Consider the following 17,814-nt stretch of genomic DNA (forward strand, 5'->3'; position numbering starts at 1 on the left):
TGCGCCTGCTCGTCTGGACGTAAGAACGTTGGACATCTCGTGAGAATGCTCGAAGGATCGTGACCACGCTCAACTGGACGGGCGCGCAGGGTTCACGTCACCTGAACCCTGCGCGCCCGTCCAGCCGATTTGAGCCCTAGGCTCCGGGCACCAGCTTCATCGTGGGCCCCTGAGTGCGAATCTTCCGTGTCAAGACCGCTGAGTGCAGTGCCGCCTCCGCTGCCTCCACACCCTTTGACTCTCCGGACCCATCAAGACCTGCGCGGTGAAGCGCCTGCTGCTCGGTGTCGGTGGTGAGCACCCCGAAACCTACGGGCTTCCCGGTGTCGAGCTGCACCCGGGTGAGCCCGTCGGTCACCGAGTTCGACACGAACTCGAAGTGCGGGGTTCCGCCCCGGATGATCACGCCGAGGCACACGGCGACATCAAACCCGCCCTCGGTCAGGGCGGCCTGCGCGGCGAGCGGCAGCTCAAACGCGCCGGCCACATGGAACAGTGTGTGATCCGCCTTTGCGGCGACAATCGTCTTGTGAGCGCCCTGAATCAGTCCCTGCATTACTTCCGTGTGCCAGCTTCCAGCGATCACGGCGACGCGCAGCCCCGTCGCGTCGACCGAAAGGTTGGGTGCTCCGTGGCCGCTCATGCGCTGACTCCATTCTTGTGAGATACGTCGTCGGGCAGACTGTGGCCCATGCGATCGCGCTTGGTGCGCAGGTACTGCTCATTCTCGAGGGTCACGCCGACATACAGCGGTACGCGCTCGCTGACGCGCACGCCGTAATCTTCGAGCTGCGAGACCTTCTCGGGATTGTTGGTGAGCAACCGCACGCTCTTGAGCCCGAGATCAGCGATAATCTCGGCGGCGGCGGTGTAGTCGCGAGCGTCGGCGGGAAGACCAAGCTGCAGGTTCGCGTCGAGCGTGTCAACGCCCGACTCCTGCAGTTGGTAAGCGCGCAGCTTGTTCGCGAGGCCGATGCCACGCCCCTCCTGCCCGCGCAGGTAGACGATCATTCCGCCGCGCTCGTTCACGAGATCCATCGATGCCTGTAGCTGCGGCCCGCACTCGCACTTGAGCGAGCCAAATGCCTCACCGGTAATGCACTCAGAGTGCACTCGCACGAGCGAGTCGTCGCCCAGATCGGCCACGCCGTCGCCGGCGGCGATGAGGGCGACGTGATCCACCCCGCTGCGGCGATCGCGGTAGGCGCGCATACGAAACAGGCCGTGCTCGGTCGGAACCAGCGTGTCGGCGCGCAGGCTGACCTGGCGGTGGCTGGTCGGCAAAGCGGGCACCCCGTGCGGATCATGCTCATTGAGGTATGCGATGAGCTGCTCGATGGTGATCACCGGTACGCCTTCGACCGCACCCAGCTCGATGAGCTCGGGAAGACGCATCATGTCGCCGTCATCTGCCACGATCTCGGCGATCATCGCGACCTCGCGCAAGCCGGCGAGCCGCATCAGCTCAACCGCTGCCTCGGTATGTCCCGCGCGAGCGCGTACGCCCCCGTTGACCGCGCGCAACGGCAGCACGTGCCCAGGCCGACGCACGTCGGAGGGAACTGCGTTGGGATTCGCGAGTGCTTTCAGCGTGGTGGTGCGATCACTCGCACTGATTCCGGTCGTCACGCCTTCGGCGGCATCCACCGTCACTGTATATGCCGTACCGCGTACATCCTCGTTGCGCTCCACCATCATGGGCAGATCGAGCTGGTCGGCAATTTCGTTCGACATCGGCGCGCAGAGCAGGCCCGATGACCAGCGCACCGTCCACGCGACCCACTCGGGAGTGGCAAGCGCGGCAGAAAGAATTACATCGCCTTCATTTTCGCGATCCTCATCGTCGGCGACGATCACGGGCCGTCCGGCCTTGATGGCAGCGATCGCAAGGTCGATGGTGGTCATACCTGGAGTAGTCATCTGTTGGTCCTTAGTCGTTGGTCTGGTCAGCGGCTCCGGCTGTGCCGAAGCGCAGCATGCGGGCAACGTGGCGGGCAAGAATGTCAGTCTCGAGATTGACGCGGTCGCCGGGCTCGAGGAGTCCGAGGGTGGTCGCGGCGAGAGTTTCGGGGATGAGCGATACCTCGAACCACGGCTCAGCAGCAGCTTCGTCCGAGATGTGTGAGATCGTGAGTGAAACTCCCGAGAGCGTCACCGAACCCTTATCAACGAGCAGCGGCGCGAGCTCGCGGGGCAGGGCAAAGCGCAGCACCCGCCAGGCGTCGCCGGGGGTGGCGGAGAGGAGCTCAGCGGTACCGTCGACGTGACCCTGCACAATGTGCCCGCCGAGACGACTGTCGACGCGGGCTGCGCGCTCGAGATTGACCTGATCACCGGGCTGCAATGCGCCAAGCGTAGACATGTGGATCGACTGCGCCATCACGTCTGCCGTGAAGGTGCCAGAGCCGTCAGCTGCCGTGCCCTGCTCGATCACGGTCAGGCACACGCCCGAGACCTGGATCGAGTCGCCGTGCCCGGCATCCTCGGTCACCTTCGGACCCTTTACCGTGAGGCGAAGCGAATCACCCACGGGTGTCACGGCGACGATTTCGCCAATTTCTTCAATGAGTCCGGTGAACATCAGTACTCCTTGCGTTGGGGTGTGGCGGAAGCCGCGGGCGCGTCCGTGGCGCGGTGGACCGGGGAGGCAATGATCAGCAGGTCGTCACCGAGTCGAACTACCTCGGTGTGCGGCAGCCTGAGAATGCCCGGCATTGAGTCGATGCCGAGATCGTGGATCGCGAGGCGAGGGCCTCCCAGAAGCGCCGGGGCGAGGTAGACGAGCACCTCGTCGACAAGTCCGGCGGCGAGAAACGCGCTCGCGACAGTCGGACCGCCCTCGACGAACACGCTTTCTACGCCGCGGGTCGCGAGGTCTGCAAGGTGCGCCGCGAGGTCCGTTCCGTCATAGTGGATCGGTGCGGCGAGCCCGCGCGCCGCGAGCGCTGGGTGTTGGTGCACCCGCGCGTCGGCGGGAATCGCACGCCGTCCGAGCACCACCGGGAAGGGCTGCTCGGAGGCCGGCACGAGGAGTCCGTCGGGGGCGTCGGACGCTGCGGGGCTGTGTATGTTGGAGCATTCGCTCTCGGTCCTCTTGGCCCCGCGCGCGGTAAGAGAAGGGTCGTCGGCGAGCAACGTGCCGGTGCCGACGAGGATCGCGTCGGCTTGGGCGCGGCGCAGGTGCACGTCGGCCCGGGCCTCCGGGCCAGTGATCCACTGGCTTGAGCCATCCGCGGCGGCGGCGCGGCCGTCAAGGGTCTGGGCCCACTTCACGGTGACAAATGGCCTAGGGGTCCGACTCATATTCGAGCGATCGGCATCGTGTGCGGTGTCACGTGGTTGTATCGAGATCGGGTTCGATGGCGTGTGCGCCGCAAGCGCCTGTAATTCGAGCCACGGCGTGATCACGGTGCGAGCCTCGGACTCGCGCACTCCGCCGAGCACCTCGACGCCTGCCGCACGCAGCGTTTCTGCACCGCCGCCGGCGTCTTCACCCGGGTCGCTCGTGCCGTAGGCGACGGCGCCGATCCCGGCTGAAGCAAGCGCGCCCGCGCAGGGCCCGGTGCGACCGGTGTGGTTGCAGGGCTCGAGGGTCACTATGGCGGTGAGTTCATCCATCCGCCCCCGCCACTCAGCAGGAAGCTGGGCGAGCGCGTCGACTTCGGCGTGCGGGGTGCCCGCTCCGCGGTGCCAACCTTCGGCAACGATTCGGCCATCGGGGTCGAGCAGCACGCATCCCACCTGCGGGTTGGGATCACCCGCGGGGCTGCGACGGGCGAGCGTGAGCGCACGGCGCATTGCGTCGTCAAGCAACTCGCGATCAAGCACTGGCTTCTCCCGGAGCATGCCGGGGGTGAGCAGGGTAGCCCGGAAGCCGGACTCCTGCGTTCCTCTCATCCGGACTAGCGCAGTGGCTTCGCCACCACACATCACCGTCGGTACCGGAATTTCACCGGTTCAACCTCGCAGGTGCGAAGCTCGCGGACTGTCACCGCCGGTTCGGATTCTCACCGACCCCGGAACACACTCCTTACAATAACGCGTTTCCACCCGGACTATTCCTGATTAGTCGGCAGCACCAGAGAAGGTGGGCACCACGTGATCGCAGAACAGTTGAAGCGAGCGCTTCTTTTCTTCGTGGCTCAGCGAGTTGTCGCTCCAGAAGCTGTACTCGGTCACTCCGAGCGCCTCGTAGTGGCGCAGACGCTCGATGACTTCCTCTGGAGTGCCGATCATCGCTGTGCGGTGCAGTGATTCGAGTTCGAATTCGGGGCGCTCGCTGAATTTCTCTTCCGGGCTCGGGTCGAGGAATCCATTCACCGGCGTCGTCTTATTGCCGAACCACGCGTCAAAGGTGCGATAGAACTTGTTGACGGCGGCGGCACCAATCTTCCAGCCTTCCGGCTCCGCCTCGGCGTGTACGTAGGTGTGCCGCAAGACCATGATGTCGGGGCGTTTCTCGGCTTCGGGGTGCCCTGCGATGGCGGTCTCGAACTTGTTGACCAGATCGGCTACCTCTTCGTCGCCTTTCATCAGCGGAGTCACCATAACGTTGCACCCATGAGCCACCGCGAAATCGTGTGACTCCTGGCTGCGAGCGGCGACCCATACCGGAGGGTTCTTCTGCACTGGCTTTGGCACGCTGGTGGACGTGGGGAACTGGAACACCTCGCCCTCGAACGCGTAGTCACCAGACCAGAGGTGGTTGACCGTCTGAACGATTTCATTCATGGCCTTCCCCCCGTCAGTGGCGGGCATACCACCGGCGAGGCGATCAAATTCGAACTGGTAGGCGCCTCGGGCAACACCGAGCTCCGCACGACCGCCACTGATCACATCGAGCAGCGCGATCTCGCCTGCCGTGCGAATGGGGTTCCAGAACGGTGCGATAACGGTGCCTGCACCGAGGCGGATCGTTGAGGTGCGAGCGGCGAGATACGCGAGTTGCGGTATCGGGTTGGGGGATGCGGTGTATTCCATCGAGTGGTGCTCGCCGATCCACACCGTACTGAATCCGCCAGCCTCGGCTATGAGGGTGAGCTCGACGAGGTTGCTCCAGTGCTCTTGGGCGGAGATTGAATCGTCGTAGCGCTCCATGTGAATGAAGAGTGAGAAACGCATGGTGTGCTCCTTAGTTCGGGGGAGATGTCGTGTGTTGTGCCTTGGCTGCGGCGGCGCGCTCGGCGATGGTGAGATTGGTGCGCGACCAGTGCTCGTGCTCAATTTCTCGCAAGATCACGGTGATGTTTTCGGGTGCGGCGCCGACGGTGGTTTCGGCAGCATGGTGCACCGCATCTATGAATGCGCGCAGCTCTTCCGCGGTTCGGCCGCGTGCGATCGAGATGTCGATGAGAGGCATGACTGCTAGCCCCGCATCACAAACGGATCACTGACGGGCCCCTCGTCGGTGTTGATCCAGACACTCTTCAGTCGCGAGTACTCGTACATTGACTGAATGCCGTGTTCGATCCCTACGCCAGAGCTCTTGAACCCTTGGCGAGGTGACATGGGCGACATGGCGCGGTAGGTGTTTACCCAGATGGTGCCAGCGTCGATGCGGCGAGCGAGGCGATGCGCTCGGGCGAGGTTCTGTGTCCAGACGCCAGCCGCGAGCCCGTACTCGGTGTCGTTGGCGAGAGCGACCAGCTCGTGTTCAGTTTCAAACGGCATGATCGCGGCAACCGGGCCGAAGATCTCCTCGCGCACGACCCGCATATCATTATTGACATCGGTGAGCACGGTCGGGGAGTAAAAATAGCCGGGCAGTTCGAGACCTTCAGGTTGCTTCCCTCCGGCGTGAACGGTTGCCCCCTCGGTTGCACCCAACTTCACGTATGAATCGACCTTCTCGAGTTGATCTGCGAAGGCCAACGGTCCCAGCTCCGTGTCGTTGTGCAGTGGATCACCAATGCGAATCGAACGTGCCCGTGCTGTGACGCGTTCGACCAACTCGTCGAAGACGCTCGCATGGGCGAAAACGCGGCTGCCAGCGATGCAGGTTTGTCCTGCGGCTGCGAAGATTCCGGCGACCACGCCCATCGAAGCGTTCGCAATATTGGCGTCGTCAAACACGATATTTGGGCTTTTCCCACCCAACTCGAGAGTGCAGCCAATGAAACGCGCAGCTGCTTCAGACGCGATGCGCGAACCGGTGGCAGTCGACCCAGTGAATGAAATCTTGGCAAGTGAGGGGTGACTCACGAGCGGGGCCCCCGCCTCGATGCCGAAACCGGTCACAACGTTCACGACTCCGGCGGGGAATCCGGCTTCGTCAGCGAGTTCAGCCAGCCTGAGAACAGTGCGGGAGGTGTATTCGCTCGGTTTGATCACCACGGTGTTTCCCGCTGCGAGAGCGGGGGCAATTTTGGAGGTGGTGAGGGTGAGCGGTGAATTCCACGGAGTAATGGCACCCACGACTCCTAGCGGCTCCCACTGGGTGTAGTTGAGAATCTCTAACGAGGTTGCTGGGATCTGAGTGCCCTGGATTTTGTCCGCGAGGCCAGCGTAATAGTAGTAGTACTCGGGCAGCGCGCGCATCTGCCCCCGCATCTCGCGCAGAAGCTTGCCATTGTCGAGGCTCTCTGAGAGCGCCAGGTCGTCTGCGTGTTCTCCAATGAGGTCGCCGAGGCGTCGAAGCAGGTGCCCGCGCTGGGTTGCGGTGAGCCGACTCCAGGCTGATGCTTCAAATGCTTTCCTGGCGGAGGCCACCGCTCGATCCACGTCTTCAGCGTTGCCGCGGGCAGCTTCGTAGAGCACCTCCAGTGTTGCCGGATTGGTGCTTTCGAAATATCTTCCGTCGGACGGCGCAGTTCGCTTGCCGTCGATGAAGTGGTTGAGGCGTTCAGCCATTCTGATGTCCTTCCGATTCGTCAATGAACGCGGTGATGGCGGTTGCGAGTCCGGGCGCGTCCTCAACCGGCATCATGTGGTGAGTGCCGGGAATAATTTGCACACGGCAGTTCGGGATCGCCCGCCCGAGCCGTTCCGACATTTCGGGAGTGGAGCCAGGGTCGAGTTCCCCTGTGATCGCAAGAGATGGCGTGCGTATCTGCTGCAGTTCAGAACCGATCACGCGGTCTTCGCGGGCGAATACCGCGTATGCGTGCAGGTAGGACTCTGTGTCATTGGCGAGGAGCGTCTTCCGTGTCGCCTCGATGATGTCGGGCGACACGGTGGTGGAGTCTGCTGGAAACCAGCGCTCGATTGATGCGTCGACGCCACCGGCGAAATTGTCTCCGGCGGTCGCGAGTCGATGTTCGACTTTCTCTGCTTCCTCCGGCGTACGTAAACAGACGGAACTTACGCAGGTGAGGGTGACGACTCGCTCGGGTGAATAGCGCGCGATGTGTTGTGCAATGAGAGCCCCAAGAGAGAAGCCAACGAGGTGGATCTTGCCTTCGGGAAGCCGGGTGAGCACGTCATCTGAGAGCGATGCGAGGGTCTGCGTCTGGCGCAAAGGCGGTTGCCCGCCGTGCCCCGGGAGATCAAGCGCAATGCACTCGTGCCCCGCTGCCCGAAGTCGCTCAGTGACCTGGGCCCACATGGTGTGGTCGAGGCCGACCCCGTGTAACAGTACGACTTGAGGTTGGAGGTTGGGCATGGCCGGGCCTTAATCCTGCCCGAGTGCAGCGAGGCGCTGTTGCGGGCGGCCCTGTGCTGCCCCGGCCAGTGCCACGAGAATCTCGTCGGGATGCGGCGCATCTGACACGCGAGTCTCGACAGACTGGTGGTGTGAGCGAATAGTCATGTCGGTGAAATGCTTGAGCGGGATATCGAAGATGATCCCGGCGGGACCCCGCTTCTCTACTGCCGGGAGCAGGGTAGTAGCTTGCGCGGCATTTCGGAAGTGGTCACCAAAGTTGAGATTGTGGATCAAGCCTGAGCCGTGCTCGATCTCTCCGTTGAGCCCGATGATCGCCGCCTTGCCGTACGCCTCGAGGGGCGCCCCGAGCGCTTCCATGACGCGAGGTGCGAGCAACGCGCCGAGCTGAGAGGCGACGGCGTTGATCCCCGGAAGGAGGTCTTTGACAAAACCCTGCCCTGCCCATGGATTGTCGAACACGGCGCCGACGATGGCGACTCGCGCGATGGGATTGACAGGCTCGCCGCCCTCATATGCGGTCTCTTCGACGAGGGTGAAGAGTTTGCGGTAGGTAAAGATATGGGAACTCACAGTGCGATCTCCTTGAGGATGGCTGACGTGACGGGCTGGTCGGTTGTGCGGTCGCCAATGCGTGCGAACGGTCGCGGCCCCGTTGAGGCGGCCGCAATGATGGCGATTTCGTCAGGGTGGGGCGCGTCAGAGAGGTGAGCTTCGACGGTTTGGTAGTGGCTGCGAGTCGCGGCTGCGGTCTTGTGCCACATCGGGATTCGCACGAGTTCGCCGGCTTCGGCCCGACCGTCTACGAAGCAGATAATAGAGGTGCCGCCGAGCGCCTCCCTCACGAGGTTGCCGAAGTAGGGTGTGTGTACCAGTGCGGCGGCGTGTTCAAGCTGGCCGCTTATGCCCACAAACGCCGCCTTACCAAAGGCTTCAACCGAATCCGCTCCCCCGAGAGCGTCGAGAAGCCTGTCGGTCAAGAGCTTCGCGAGAACGGGTGCAACGCGCTGAGTAGCTAGCTGAAGGTCAGCATGGTTGTCTGTTCCCAGCCAAGGATTCCGAATGACGGCGGTCGCGGTCGCGCGCACGATTGGAGCTGAGCCTTCTCTCGGAAGCTCCTCTTGCTGCGTGGAGATCTTGCGCAGACCTACTGCGGCCGCAATATCGCCGTAACCGTTCAGGGTGGATCGAGTGCTGAGGTCGACCGCTTGCGGTGTGTTCCTAATTGAATAATTCATTGATGCTCCTGGCAACTTTGGTTTGGCGCCGAAATGCGTCAGCCGTCGCTGTCTGATCCTTCATTTGCGGCGAGGGTTGCGGACTGTCGAGTGAGGGCGACGTGCCGGCGCGTGGCGAGTTCGGCAGCCAGCGGATCCTTCGACTGGATGGCCTCGAGGATCTGCGCGTGCTCACTCAGCGAATGGGTGAGCCTTCCGGGAAGACTCAGGGTTTGTTTCACGATCCGATGGTAGGCAAGTTGATTCATGAGTAACTCGTAGTGTTCAGAGAGCTTCTGGTTGTCGGCTCCGGCCACGAGTGTCTCGTGAAAGTCGTGCACTAACGCTGCATATGCTGCTTGATCGCCTGCGCGAACGGCAGCGCTTTCGCTCTCCACATTGTGAATCAGGCTGCGTAGTTCAGGCACATCCCCTCGCTGGGCAAGCAGGCTCGCAGCAAGTCCTTCAAGTGACTCCTTGAGCTGAAAGAGTTCAAAGATCTCTCGCGCCGTAGGTTTGCGAACGAACGTGCCGACACGGGGGCGGATCTCCACGAGACCTTCGCGCTCAAGCTGCTTGAGTGCCTCACGTATCGGCGTTCGACTGACATCGAATTCTTCCGCGAGTGCAGTCTCCGCAAGCAGGTCTCCCGGCGCGACAGCCCCGCTCACAACGAGCCTGCGAAGGCGATCGAGTAGCGATACGGAAGGAACCATCGTCGTTGGTGAATAGTGCCGAATGAGATTCTCTTGCATGCAACAAACCTACCTCGATCCAAAGCGTAGCGCAAGGAGCGGCGGGATTAACCCAGAAACTCATTGAAAAACGTGGAGTCTTCGAGCATATGTTGACGTGGTTGATGAGTTGTGCCTAGTATTCGATGCATGCAACACAACATCAAAAGCTCTATAGCGAACGCATGGCACGCCGCGTGGGACCACGGAGAGATCGAGGTCTTCGATGCGATTCTTCACAGCGACTTCCGCCGAGAAAGCACACGAACAGGGAGAGTTACTGATGCGGCCGCATTGAAACTGGAGATACTGGCGACGAGGGAAGCATTTCCCGATTTGGTGACCACGATAGACCGGATCATTCTGGATGAGGACGGTCACTCGGCCGCACTCTTCTGGCGCTCGGAGGGAACGTTCACGAACGATCTTCAGGGCGTTCCAGCAACTGGCGTCCGTGTGAGAACCCGCGGCTCGAACCAAATCGAGCTCCGAGAAGGAAAGATCGTGCGTGAGCGCGTCACCTGGGATCAGAGCGAACTCCTTACCGATCTTGGTGTTCCATCCTTGCGATCGGCATTCGAATCTGACAACTCGAACGTCTTGGTTGACGACCTGAGCGGAGTGCCGAGCCTCGAAGCGCTTAAGGGCTTCAACCGGCAATTCATCACCGGAGTCACTGTGGTTACAACGATCGATAGCGACGGGAAGCCGCGCGGTCTGGCCGCCAACTCGTACGCCTCTATCTCACTCGAGCCACCCCTCGTGCTGATCTGTGTCCAGAAAACCACCTCAACCTACTCGTCACTCTTCAAGTCGAGGTATCTGGGCATCAACATCATGAGCAACAAACAACGTGACACGGTCGGCGTGTTCGCTTCGAAGGGCGATGACAAGTTTGCCAACGTGGACTGGCACGCGGCACCCGGGGGCAGCCCCTTGATCGAGGGTTCCGCGGCGTCAATCGAAGCAGAAATCAAAGAACGGTTCCAGGCAAAGACCCACACCGTCTTCATTGCCAGGGTCACGCATGCAGAGCTCGCAGATGCAGCTCCAATGATCTATAAGGCCGGCCAGTTCTTCGATAGTGAACACCTCGACCAACTACCCACGCCCGCCTGACTACCGCAACTTACCTACACAACGAAGTGGAGCATTCAATGACACACGATCCAAATCAGTTTCAGTCAGAAGGGCCAAAGTATGGCTCATCCATTCTTCGAACTGAACCCTTCGCAACGGAGGAAATCCCGACAAGTGAACGGCATGGCCACCCCCGGCAGCAGTTCACCCTATGGTTCGCGGCAAACATGGTGCTCGCCGTGCTCGTCTCAGGCTTCTTCTCGGCACTTTTTGGTCTGTCAGTCTTCCAAGGTCTGAGTGCTGTTGCTGTGGGCACATTGCTTGGTGCAGTGGTGATGGGGCTTCTGGCAGGAATCGGGTCAAAGCTCGGGGTGCCGCAGCAGGTGCAGGGCAGAGGACCCATGGGCTATTTCGCGAACTTCGTGCCCATTGCGCTCCTGACAGTTGTCTCCGCCATCGGCTGGACAGCAGTGAACACTGTATTCGCGGTTATCGCTTTGCAGGTACTCATTGATGTGCCGTTCTGGGGTGCGGCGGTGGCTATTTTCGCAGTACAGTCGGTCTTCGCGATTTGGGGCCACAACCTCATTCATCTCATCAATAAGATTGCCACCGTTGTCTTGGCGGTTCTCTTTGCAGTTATTACGGTGCTCTCGCTGCAACAGGTCGACTTCTCGCTGGGCGTGAACGCTGATGCGCCCTATTACATGGGAGAACTGGCCGGGTGGGTAACATTTGCAGGATTCTTCTTTGCTTACGTCATGACCTGGACGCCGTTTGCTTCTGACTTTTCAAGGTATCTCTCGCAGAAAACGTCTCACACGAAGGTCATGGCTTACACGGCAGGAGGGACCTTTGTTGCCATGATGTGGCTTGGGGGGATCGGTGTACTTGTTTCAAGTTTCGCGGGTGAACTTGAAGCTATCCCAGCGCTCGCTGAGCTCACTGGTCCGTGGGCGCCGATAGCAATGCTCACCGTCGTGCTATCGACGCTGCCGGTGAGCGCTATGAATCTGTATGGTGGATCGCTCTCGCTGCTTACGATCCGAGTGCCGGTGAATCGCATAGTGGGCGTGATCATTATCGCGATCATTAGTCTTGGCGTCACCCTCCTCATGCAAACAAACCCCTATGGCAGTTTTTATGACTTCCTTCTGGTGCTTGCCTACCTCGTAGTGCCGTTTAGCACCGTGCTTTTGCTGGACTATTATTTGCGCATGCGAAAGGCAGGAGTACTCGCAGTGAAAGAACTATTCGATACGAAGCGCACGATCGAGTGGGGTTTCGTCGCCTGGGTCGTTGGATGCCTGTTTTCGTCGCTGTTCTGGGCCTCTGCGCTTTGGACCGGACCGCTCGCAAGTGTGTTTGCTCAATTCGGTGATGTCGCGTATTTGGCGGGAATCATCGGAGCAGTGGTTGCGTATCTTGCGTTCCGTCCGCTTCCGCCGCTTTCCTCCCTCTTGGGTCGGCGGCACTCACAGGTGGAAGTGGAGCACGTGGGATGACACAGTCTTCTTTCTCCTTAGTGGTGATCGATATGCAAGAGGTTTTCCGCCACCCGGAGAGCCAGTGGTACGTCCCGCGTTACGCTGCAGCTCAGGCCAATATCGAAGAGATCCTGCGAACTCAGCCGGAGAATGTGGTGTGGACAAGGTTCGTCCGTGACCCAAGAGAAACAGGCAGTTGGCGAGACTATTACGAACGCTGGGACCGCTGTCGTGAGGGCCCCCGATCGGCTCTCTGGGATCTCACCCTTACTGCTCAACCAACTCATAGTGTGGTGTCTGCTCCCACGTTTTCGAAGTGGGGTGAAGAACTCGCAAACCTGACCGACTCTGTGGCGCGACTAGTGGTCTGCGGCGTGGCGACAGATTGCTGTGTTCTCTCGACAGTCCTAGGGGCGGTTGATGCAGGAAAGCAAGTAACGGTTGTCTCGGATGCCTGTGCTGGCGTGACCGACGAAGCCCACAACCAGGCGCTGGCACTGCTGTCACTATTGCACCCCATGGTTGAAATTGTTACTACCGAGCAGTTCCTCGAATGGCCGCACTGAGCGACCGAAGCTCACGGGGTATCTAGTTGCCCTGCAACCCGCCGGCGATCGTGTTCATGCTCAGCACGATGATGAGCGCGTTGAAGAAGAAGCTGAAGACGCTGTGCCAGACCACCGTCCACCGCATCTTCGTGGTCGTGACCACCACGTCACTCACCGAGAATGACGTGCCGTTACTGAAAGAGAAGTAGACAAAATCGGCGAGACGGGGCTCGTCGGTTCCTGGGAAGACGAGGGGCGGCCGGCCAGTCGTGCGCAGGTACTTTCCGTGGTAGACCCGCGAGTAGCCCCAATGAAACAGAGCCCACGAAACGAGCATCGTCCAGACTGCGGCGAGCTCATAAATCGCGAGGTGGTCTGGGTCGTCGCGCACGAGAATGAGTGTCAGCGCGGCGGTCAGCCCAACTGCGCTCGAAGCAAACGTGACGATGAGCGAGAACCAGCGCACTAGCGGGAATCCTGCGAGGCGCCGAAACAAGGGGTGGTCGTGGTTGGTGAGTCGCACACTGAGGTGCAGCCAGAGCGCTGCGGAGAGGAGATAGCCTGTGCCGATCACGCACCAGGCGAAGAGTCGAAGCGCCTCATCTATTTCGTCGCCATCGTCGATCAGTACGTAGCGAGCGCCGAGCCACAGTAAGGCAATCTGCGCGATCCACCCAGTGATTTCACCGCCGAGGAGCCATGCTGCAGAGATGCGTGACGGTCTGGCCGAGGGGCGCAGCGGTGCGGTGCCGTCATCGGGAGCGGCCGGCGGGACGCCCGGTACGCGGGGCAGCGGCGACTCGGGGCTCACCTGGCGCCCCCTTCAGAGGCGGGTGAAGCGGGTGAGGCGGCCGAAGCTGAGGCCACCAGGTCGCGCAGAGAAGCGTCGGGCAGGTACGCGCGCGTCAACGCGACCGCGATGCGCGGCAGGTCGCCCTCGTCGCGGAACAGCAGGTGCAGCGGCTCGGCGCGCGGGTTGAACTTCTGCTTGAAACGGTGCAACGATCTGAAGCCGTAGAGCGGCTCGATGAGTGCGCCCAGGCCGTCGAGCACGCGATCCACCGGCCCCTCCTCAGCGTCTGCGGGCCGCACCAGCGGTGCCCCCGAGAGCGACAGGAACTGGTAGCCCGCCTCGGCGAAATGCAGGGCAGAGGAGGCGATGAGAAACTCCATCACCGGGCCGAAGCCGCCATCGCGTCGACGCATGAGATCGAGGGTCCAACCGTGGATCTCCCCGCCGCCCCCGTAGACCGGCAGCCACGAGGTGATGCCGTGCAGGTTGCCGTCGGCGTCGACAGCAAGCCCGACGCGGGTCTCCGGATCCATCGCCTCGTCGACCGTACCGAGCGTGAAACGCATCTCGGGCAGGCCCTTGTCGCCCGTCCATTGCTCGGAAATGGCCCGTACCTGCGCGCGCACCCCAAATGGCTCGTCGGCGAGCTGGCACATGCGAAACTCGATGCCCTCCCGCGCGGCGCGGTTCACCGAGGTGCGCACCGGCTGCCAACGTTTGCCGGTGAGCTCGAGGCCCGGGAGATCCACAATCGTGTCTTCGGCGACGATTACCGCGCGCCAGCCCGCGGGCCTCGCCTCGGCGGCCTCGCGACCAGCTGAGAACACGCACGGGATCAAGCCTGCCTGCTCGGAGGCCCGCGCGAACTCTGCGAGAGCGACTGATTGATCGCCCTGAGCGACGACCGGATCGCCAAGGCCGATCGCGACGCCCGCGTGGGCCTGGTAGCCGACGACCCCGCTGGATCCCGCGCCGGAATCAGGGTCGTCGCCCACGGGCAGATAGCGGTTCGGCGCCCAACCGATCATCCACGATATGGTGCCGCCTCCGACAGTGCGCAGGCGCTCGAGTGCCGCATCGCGGCTGAGGCCCGCGCCGGCAAGCGCGCGCCGTCTGGTGCGCAGCGGCACGCGAAAGGCACCGCGTGCGGCGATCAGCACAACGAGCAGCACCAACCAGAGGAGCCCCTCGGGTAGCACGAGGCTGAGGGCCTCAATTGGGCTCGCGATGATGCCCTCGTCCAGCAGAAGGGGGATCAGGGCGATGCCGAGGGCCACACCCAAGGCGTTGAAGATGGCGACCGCGATGGTGATGATCCATGCCCAGCGCAGACCGAGTCGGATTCCGTTCGCGATGAGCGCGATGAAGATCACATCGAGCGCGACGTCGAGCGTGTTCGCCACCGGGAAGTGTTGGCCTAGCGGTCCGTCGTAGGGGATCGCGAGGTCGATGACCTGCACGAGGCCGATGATGAGGAGCCCCGCAAATGACAGCACCCGCCACTCGCGGGTGCTTGGCCGGCCAGCCGGGTGGCGGAATGCGGGCAGCCAGCCGCTCGCAATGAGCCCCGCGGTGATGGCGATAGCGTGTTCGAGGTTTGCGAGCTGGCCCATGTAGAGCACCTCGATCCCGGCCCACACACCCAGCGCGAAGCGGGCCCGCAGGCGCCAGGGCGAGGGCAGCGTGGCGAGCACGAAAGCGAGACAAGCGAATGCGCCTGCCGAGGGGCCGACGTCGAGCGCCTCGGATAAGCGCACTGCCCACGGCCAGCCGCTCGGGGCGACGAGCAGCAGCACGCCGGCCGCGCCAAACACACCGACCAGGTGGCCCGCGGCGAAGAGGCCCACGGTGCGCAGCGTGCCGAAGCGCCATTCGGCCCACCCGACGCCGCCGATGAGCACGGGGGCGATGAGCAGCAGGGCGACCGGAGGGGTGAGCACGAAGGGAGAGGTCGCGACCGTAAACCAGCGGCCCTCCGCGAAAGCCGGGAGACCGGTCGCGATCCGCTCAAACCAGGGCATGTCTGCGGCGGGCGAGAGCAGCGAGCCAGTCGCTATCGCGACGGTGAGGATCACAATTACCAGGAGCGTCGTGAAGGGCACACGCAGTGCACGCCGAGCCCACACGCCCGCGCGGCGCGGCCCGGAGCCCGTGGAACCGCTGGGGGAGTTGCCGGGCGGATCGGAGGCAGGGTGGGCCGAGGCGTCGATGCGGGCGGCTGCGCTCTCAGTCATGTGCTTATTCTATGGAGCGCGTCCACTTTCGTGCCCGACCCGCGCGAGTTAAGGGAGGGCGCCCGCGGCCCGGAGACTACCGGTGCAGCAGCCCGATCCGCTCGTAAACCGTGGCGAGGGTGCGGCTCGCAACCTCGTTCGCGCGATCCGCGGCGCCAGCGAGCAGGCGGTCGAGCTCCGCGCGATCGTCGAGCAGTTCCGCGGTGCGGGTGCGCACGGGGGCGAAGGTCTCCTCGACCACCTCGACGAGTCCCTTCTTGAGATCCCCGTAGCCGCGACCGTCGAACTCGCGCTCGATCGACTCGATCGTGCGCCCGGTCAGCACGGAGAAGATGGTCAGTAAGTTCGAGACGCCAGGTTTCGCCTCGCGGTCGAAGCGGATCTCGCCGCCATCATCGGTCACCGCGCGCATGATCTTCTTCTTCGTGACGTTGGAAGGATCCAGCACCTTGATGAGGCCCGCTTCGCTCTCTGCCGACTTCGACATCTTGGAGGTCGGATCTTGCAGGTCGTAGATCTTCGCGGTGTCTTTCTGGATCTGTGCCTCGGGTACCGTAAATGTCGCCCCGAAGCGGCTGTTGAAACGAGTCGCGAGGTCACGGGTCAGTTCGACGTGCTGGCGCTGATCCTCGCCTACGGGCACGGAATCCGCCTGGTACAACAGGATGTCGGCGGCCATGAGAATCGGGTAGGTGAAGAGCCCCACCGAAGCGGTGTCGGCACCGAAGCGCTGCGACTTATCTTTGAACTGCGTCATGCGGCTTGCCTCGCCAAAGCCGGTGAGGGTGTTCAGCACCCACGCGAGCTCGGCGTGCGCGGGCACCTGCGACTGCACGAACAGGGTGGATTTCGCGGGGTCGATGCCGGCCGCGATGTACTGCGCGGCGGTCGCACGGGTGCGCTCAACCAGGTCTTTGGAGTCTTGCGGCACCGTGATGGCGTGCAAATTCACGACGCAGAAAAACGCGTCGAAGGTCTCCTGCATGTCGACCCACTGGGTCAGCGCGCCGATGTAGTTGCCGAGGTGCAGCGAATCGCTTGAGGGCTGCATCCCCGAGAAAATGACTGGCTTGGTGTTCTCGCTCATGGTGTCTGGGCTTTCTGGCGGCACTGCCGCTCACGGTGTGGGGGTGGATCGCGAGGCGATCCACCGGGTAGAAGATTTAGGCGCGGTAGTCGACCACGACGGGGGCGTGGTCGCTCCAGCGGGTGTCGTAGGAGGGGGCGCGGTCGATCGCATAGTGGGCGACGCGCTCGGCGAGGGGCGGCGTGACCACGTGGTAGTCGATGCGCCAGCCCGAGTCGTTATCGAAAGCCTGTCCGCGGTTTGACCACCAGGTGTAGGGGCCGGGCACCTCGCCATGCCATCGGCGTCCGACGTCGACCCAGCCCAGGCCCTCGCCAGTGCTGCCGTCAACACCTACGACCCCCTCTCCCGCGGGGCCAAAGAAGCGGTCGAAGTAGGCCCGCTCGCGCGGCAGGAAGCCTGCCCGCTTCACGTTCCCCTTCCAGTTCTTGATGTCGAGTTCCCGATGGCCAACGTTCAGGTCGCCCACGACCGCCACGTACTCGCAAGCTTCCTGCAGTTCGCGCATGCGCTCCCCCATGGCGTCGAGGAATGCCCACTTAGCTTCCTGGCGCGGGGTGTCGACCTCGCCCGAGTGTACGTAGGTGCTGACGACCGTGAATGGGGCGCCGCCAAGGTCGAAGTCGGCCTCGAGCCAGCGGCCCGACGACTGAATGGTCTCTTGCGTGTCATCCGCACCGAGCCGCTTCCGATGCCCGGCCGCGGGCACGCGGCTCGCAATAGCGACGCCCGCACGCCCCTTGATGTCGCAGGGGTCGTGCAGCAGGTGCCAGCCGTTGCCGAGGAGCTGCTCGAGGTGCGAATCGTCGGCGCGCACCTCTTGCATCGCGAGCACGTCGACTTCGCGGGCATCGAGCCAGTCTCCCATTCCCTTGCGGAAGGCGGCACGGATGCCGTTCACATTGACTGAAGCGACGCGCAGGGTTTCGGCCATGGGTGCCAGTTTACTGCGCCCGCGAGGCCTGCGCCCGCGTGGCTGTTTCTTGCAGTCCTCGAACTTGCGCAAGTCGTTTCAGCAGCTCGACCGAGTTGAC

18 protein-coding genes and 1 riboswitch are annotated in these 17,814 nt (G+C 62.6%); of the genes, 3 read left to right on the forward strand and 15 right to left on the reverse strand.

Annotated elements, in window-relative coordinates; translation table 11 throughout:
- Window positions 1–136 precede the first annotated feature (136 nt).
- From ribH to ACTNFJ_RS00310, 11 genes are all read right to left on the reverse strand, one after another.
- Window positions 137–643 (reverse strand): 6,7-dimethyl-8-ribityllumazine synthase, encoded by a 507-nt coding sequence (gene ribH / locus ACTNFJ_RS00260; RefSeq protein WP_435906787.1) that lies wholly within the window; start codon window positions 641–643, stop codon window positions 137–139.
- On the reverse strand, window positions 640–1,920 hold the full coding sequence (ribA, locus tag ACTNFJ_RS00265) for a GTP cyclohydrolase II (protein ID WP_435906786.1): 1,281 nt from the start codon (window positions 1,918–1,920) through the stop codon (window positions 640–642). The genes ribH and ribA overlap by 4 nt, the downstream gene beginning before the upstream one ends.
- 10 nt (window positions 1,921–1,930) lie before the next feature.
- Entirely contained in the window at window positions 1,931–2,581 is a 651-nt protein-coding gene (locus tag ACTNFJ_RS00270; RefSeq protein WP_435906785.1) for a riboflavin synthase, read from the reverse strand.
- Window positions 2,581–3,846 (reverse strand): bifunctional diaminohydroxyphosphoribosylaminopyrimidine deaminase/5-amino-6-(5-phosphoribosylamino)uracil reductase RibD, encoded by a 1,266-nt coding sequence (locus ACTNFJ_RS00275; RefSeq protein ID WP_435906898.1) that lies wholly within the window; start codon window positions 3,844–3,846, stop codon window positions 2,581–2,583. The genes ACTNFJ_RS00270 and ACTNFJ_RS00275 overlap by 1 nt, the downstream gene beginning before the upstream one ends.
- Window positions 3,847–3,881: 35 nt before the next feature.
- Window positions 3,882–4,028: riboswitch (FMN riboswitch) on the reverse strand.
- A gap of 37 nt (window positions 4,029–4,065) precedes the next feature.
- Entirely contained in the window at window positions 4,066–5,121 is a 1,056-nt protein-coding gene (locus tag ACTNFJ_RS00280) for an LLM class flavin-dependent oxidoreductase (RefSeq protein WP_435906784.1), read from the reverse strand.
- A 10-nt stretch (window positions 5,122–5,131) separates the two neighbouring features.
- Window positions 5,132–5,359 carry a tautomerase family protein gene (locus tag ACTNFJ_RS00285; RefSeq protein WP_435906783.1) on the reverse strand — a complete coding sequence of 76 codons (228 nt, stop codon included), beginning with the start codon at window positions 5,357–5,359 and terminating at the stop codon, window positions 5,132–5,134.
- 5 nt (window positions 5,360–5,364) lie between these two features.
- Window positions 5,365–6,849, reverse strand: a complete 1,485-nt coding sequence (locus ACTNFJ_RS00290; RefSeq protein WP_435906782.1) for an aldehyde dehydrogenase — start codon at window positions 6,847–6,849, stop codon at window positions 5,365–5,367.
- Complete coding sequence (locus ACTNFJ_RS00295) at window positions 6,842–7,600, reverse strand: alpha/beta fold hydrolase (RefSeq protein ID WP_435906781.1); 759 nt, start codon at window positions 7,598–7,600, stop codon at window positions 6,842–6,844. The genes ACTNFJ_RS00290 and ACTNFJ_RS00295 overlap by 8 nt, the downstream gene beginning before the upstream one ends.
- Before the next feature lie 9 nt (window positions 7,601–7,609).
- Entirely contained in the window at window positions 7,610–8,173 is a 564-nt protein-coding gene (locus ACTNFJ_RS00300) for an amino acid synthesis family protein (RefSeq protein WP_435906780.1), read from the reverse strand.
- A complete protein-coding gene (locus ACTNFJ_RS00305) occupies window positions 8,170–8,838 on the reverse strand; it encodes an amino acid synthesis family protein (RefSeq protein WP_435906779.1) in 669 nt (222 codons plus the stop codon). The genes ACTNFJ_RS00300 and ACTNFJ_RS00305 overlap by 4 nt, the downstream gene beginning before the upstream one ends.
- 38 nt (window positions 8,839–8,876) lie before the next feature.
- A complete protein-coding gene (locus ACTNFJ_RS00310) occupies window positions 8,877–9,572 on the reverse strand; it encodes a GntR family transcriptional regulator (RefSeq protein WP_435906778.1) in 696 nt (231 codons plus the stop codon).
- A 129-nt stretch (window positions 9,573–9,701) separates the two neighbouring features.
- Between ACTNFJ_RS00310 and ACTNFJ_RS00315 the strand changes: the two genes are divergently transcribed.
- The 3 genes from ACTNFJ_RS00315 to ACTNFJ_RS00325 are packed head-to-tail and all read left to right on the forward strand — an operon-like array spanning window position 9,702 to window position 12,684.
- On the forward strand, window positions 9,702–10,670 hold the full coding sequence (locus tag ACTNFJ_RS00315) for a flavin reductase (protein WP_435906777.1): 969 nt from the start codon (window positions 9,702–9,704) through the stop codon (window positions 10,668–10,670).
- 38 nt (window positions 10,671–10,708) lie between these two features.
- Window positions 10,709–12,136, forward strand: a complete 1,428-nt coding sequence (locus ACTNFJ_RS00320; RefSeq protein ID WP_435906776.1) for a purine-cytosine permease family protein — start codon at window positions 10,709–10,711, stop codon at window positions 12,134–12,136.
- Window positions 12,133–12,684, forward strand: a complete 552-nt coding sequence (locus ACTNFJ_RS00325; RefSeq protein WP_435906775.1) for a cysteine hydrolase family protein — start codon at window positions 12,133–12,135, stop codon at window positions 12,682–12,684. The genes ACTNFJ_RS00320 and ACTNFJ_RS00325 overlap by 4 nt, the downstream gene beginning before the upstream one ends.
- A gap of 22 nt (window positions 12,685–12,706) precedes the next feature.
- Here the strand turns inward: ACTNFJ_RS00325 and ACTNFJ_RS00330 are convergent, their stop codons facing one another.
- The 4 genes from ACTNFJ_RS00330 to ACTNFJ_RS00345 all read right to left on the reverse strand — a co-directional run bounded on the left by ACTNFJ_RS00330 (window position 12,707) and on the right by ACTNFJ_RS00345 (window position 17,714).
- Window positions 12,707–13,477 carry a DUF1345 domain-containing protein gene (locus ACTNFJ_RS00330; protein ID WP_435906774.1) on the reverse strand — a complete coding sequence of 257 codons (771 nt, stop codon included), beginning with the start codon at window positions 13,475–13,477 and terminating at the stop codon, window positions 12,707–12,709.
- Window positions 13,474–15,693: a bifunctional lysylphosphatidylglycerol flippase/synthetase MprF gene (locus ACTNFJ_RS00335; RefSeq protein WP_435906773.1), complete on the reverse strand. Its 2,220-nt coding sequence runs from the start codon at window positions 15,691–15,693 to the stop codon at window positions 13,474–13,476. Before ACTNFJ_RS00335 ends, ACTNFJ_RS00330 begins: the two co-directional genes overlap by 4 nt.
- A gap of 76 nt (window positions 15,694–15,769) precedes the next feature.
- Window positions 15,770–16,780: a tryptophan--tRNA ligase gene (trpS, locus tag ACTNFJ_RS00340; protein WP_435906772.1), complete on the reverse strand. Its 1,011-nt coding sequence runs from the start codon at window positions 16,778–16,780 to the stop codon at window positions 15,770–15,772.
- A 76-nt stretch (window positions 16,781–16,856) separates the two neighbouring features.
- Window positions 16,857–17,714: an exodeoxyribonuclease III gene (locus ACTNFJ_RS00345; protein ID WP_435906771.1), complete on the reverse strand. Its 858-nt coding sequence runs from the start codon at window positions 17,712–17,714 to the stop codon at window positions 16,857–16,859.
- Window positions 17,715–17,814 lie beyond the last annotated feature (100 nt).

This window comes from Leucobacter shiyiweii (genome assembly GCF_052446065.1).
Classification (GTDB): Bacteria; Actinomycetota; Actinomycetes; order Actinomycetales; family Microbacteriaceae; genus Leucobacter.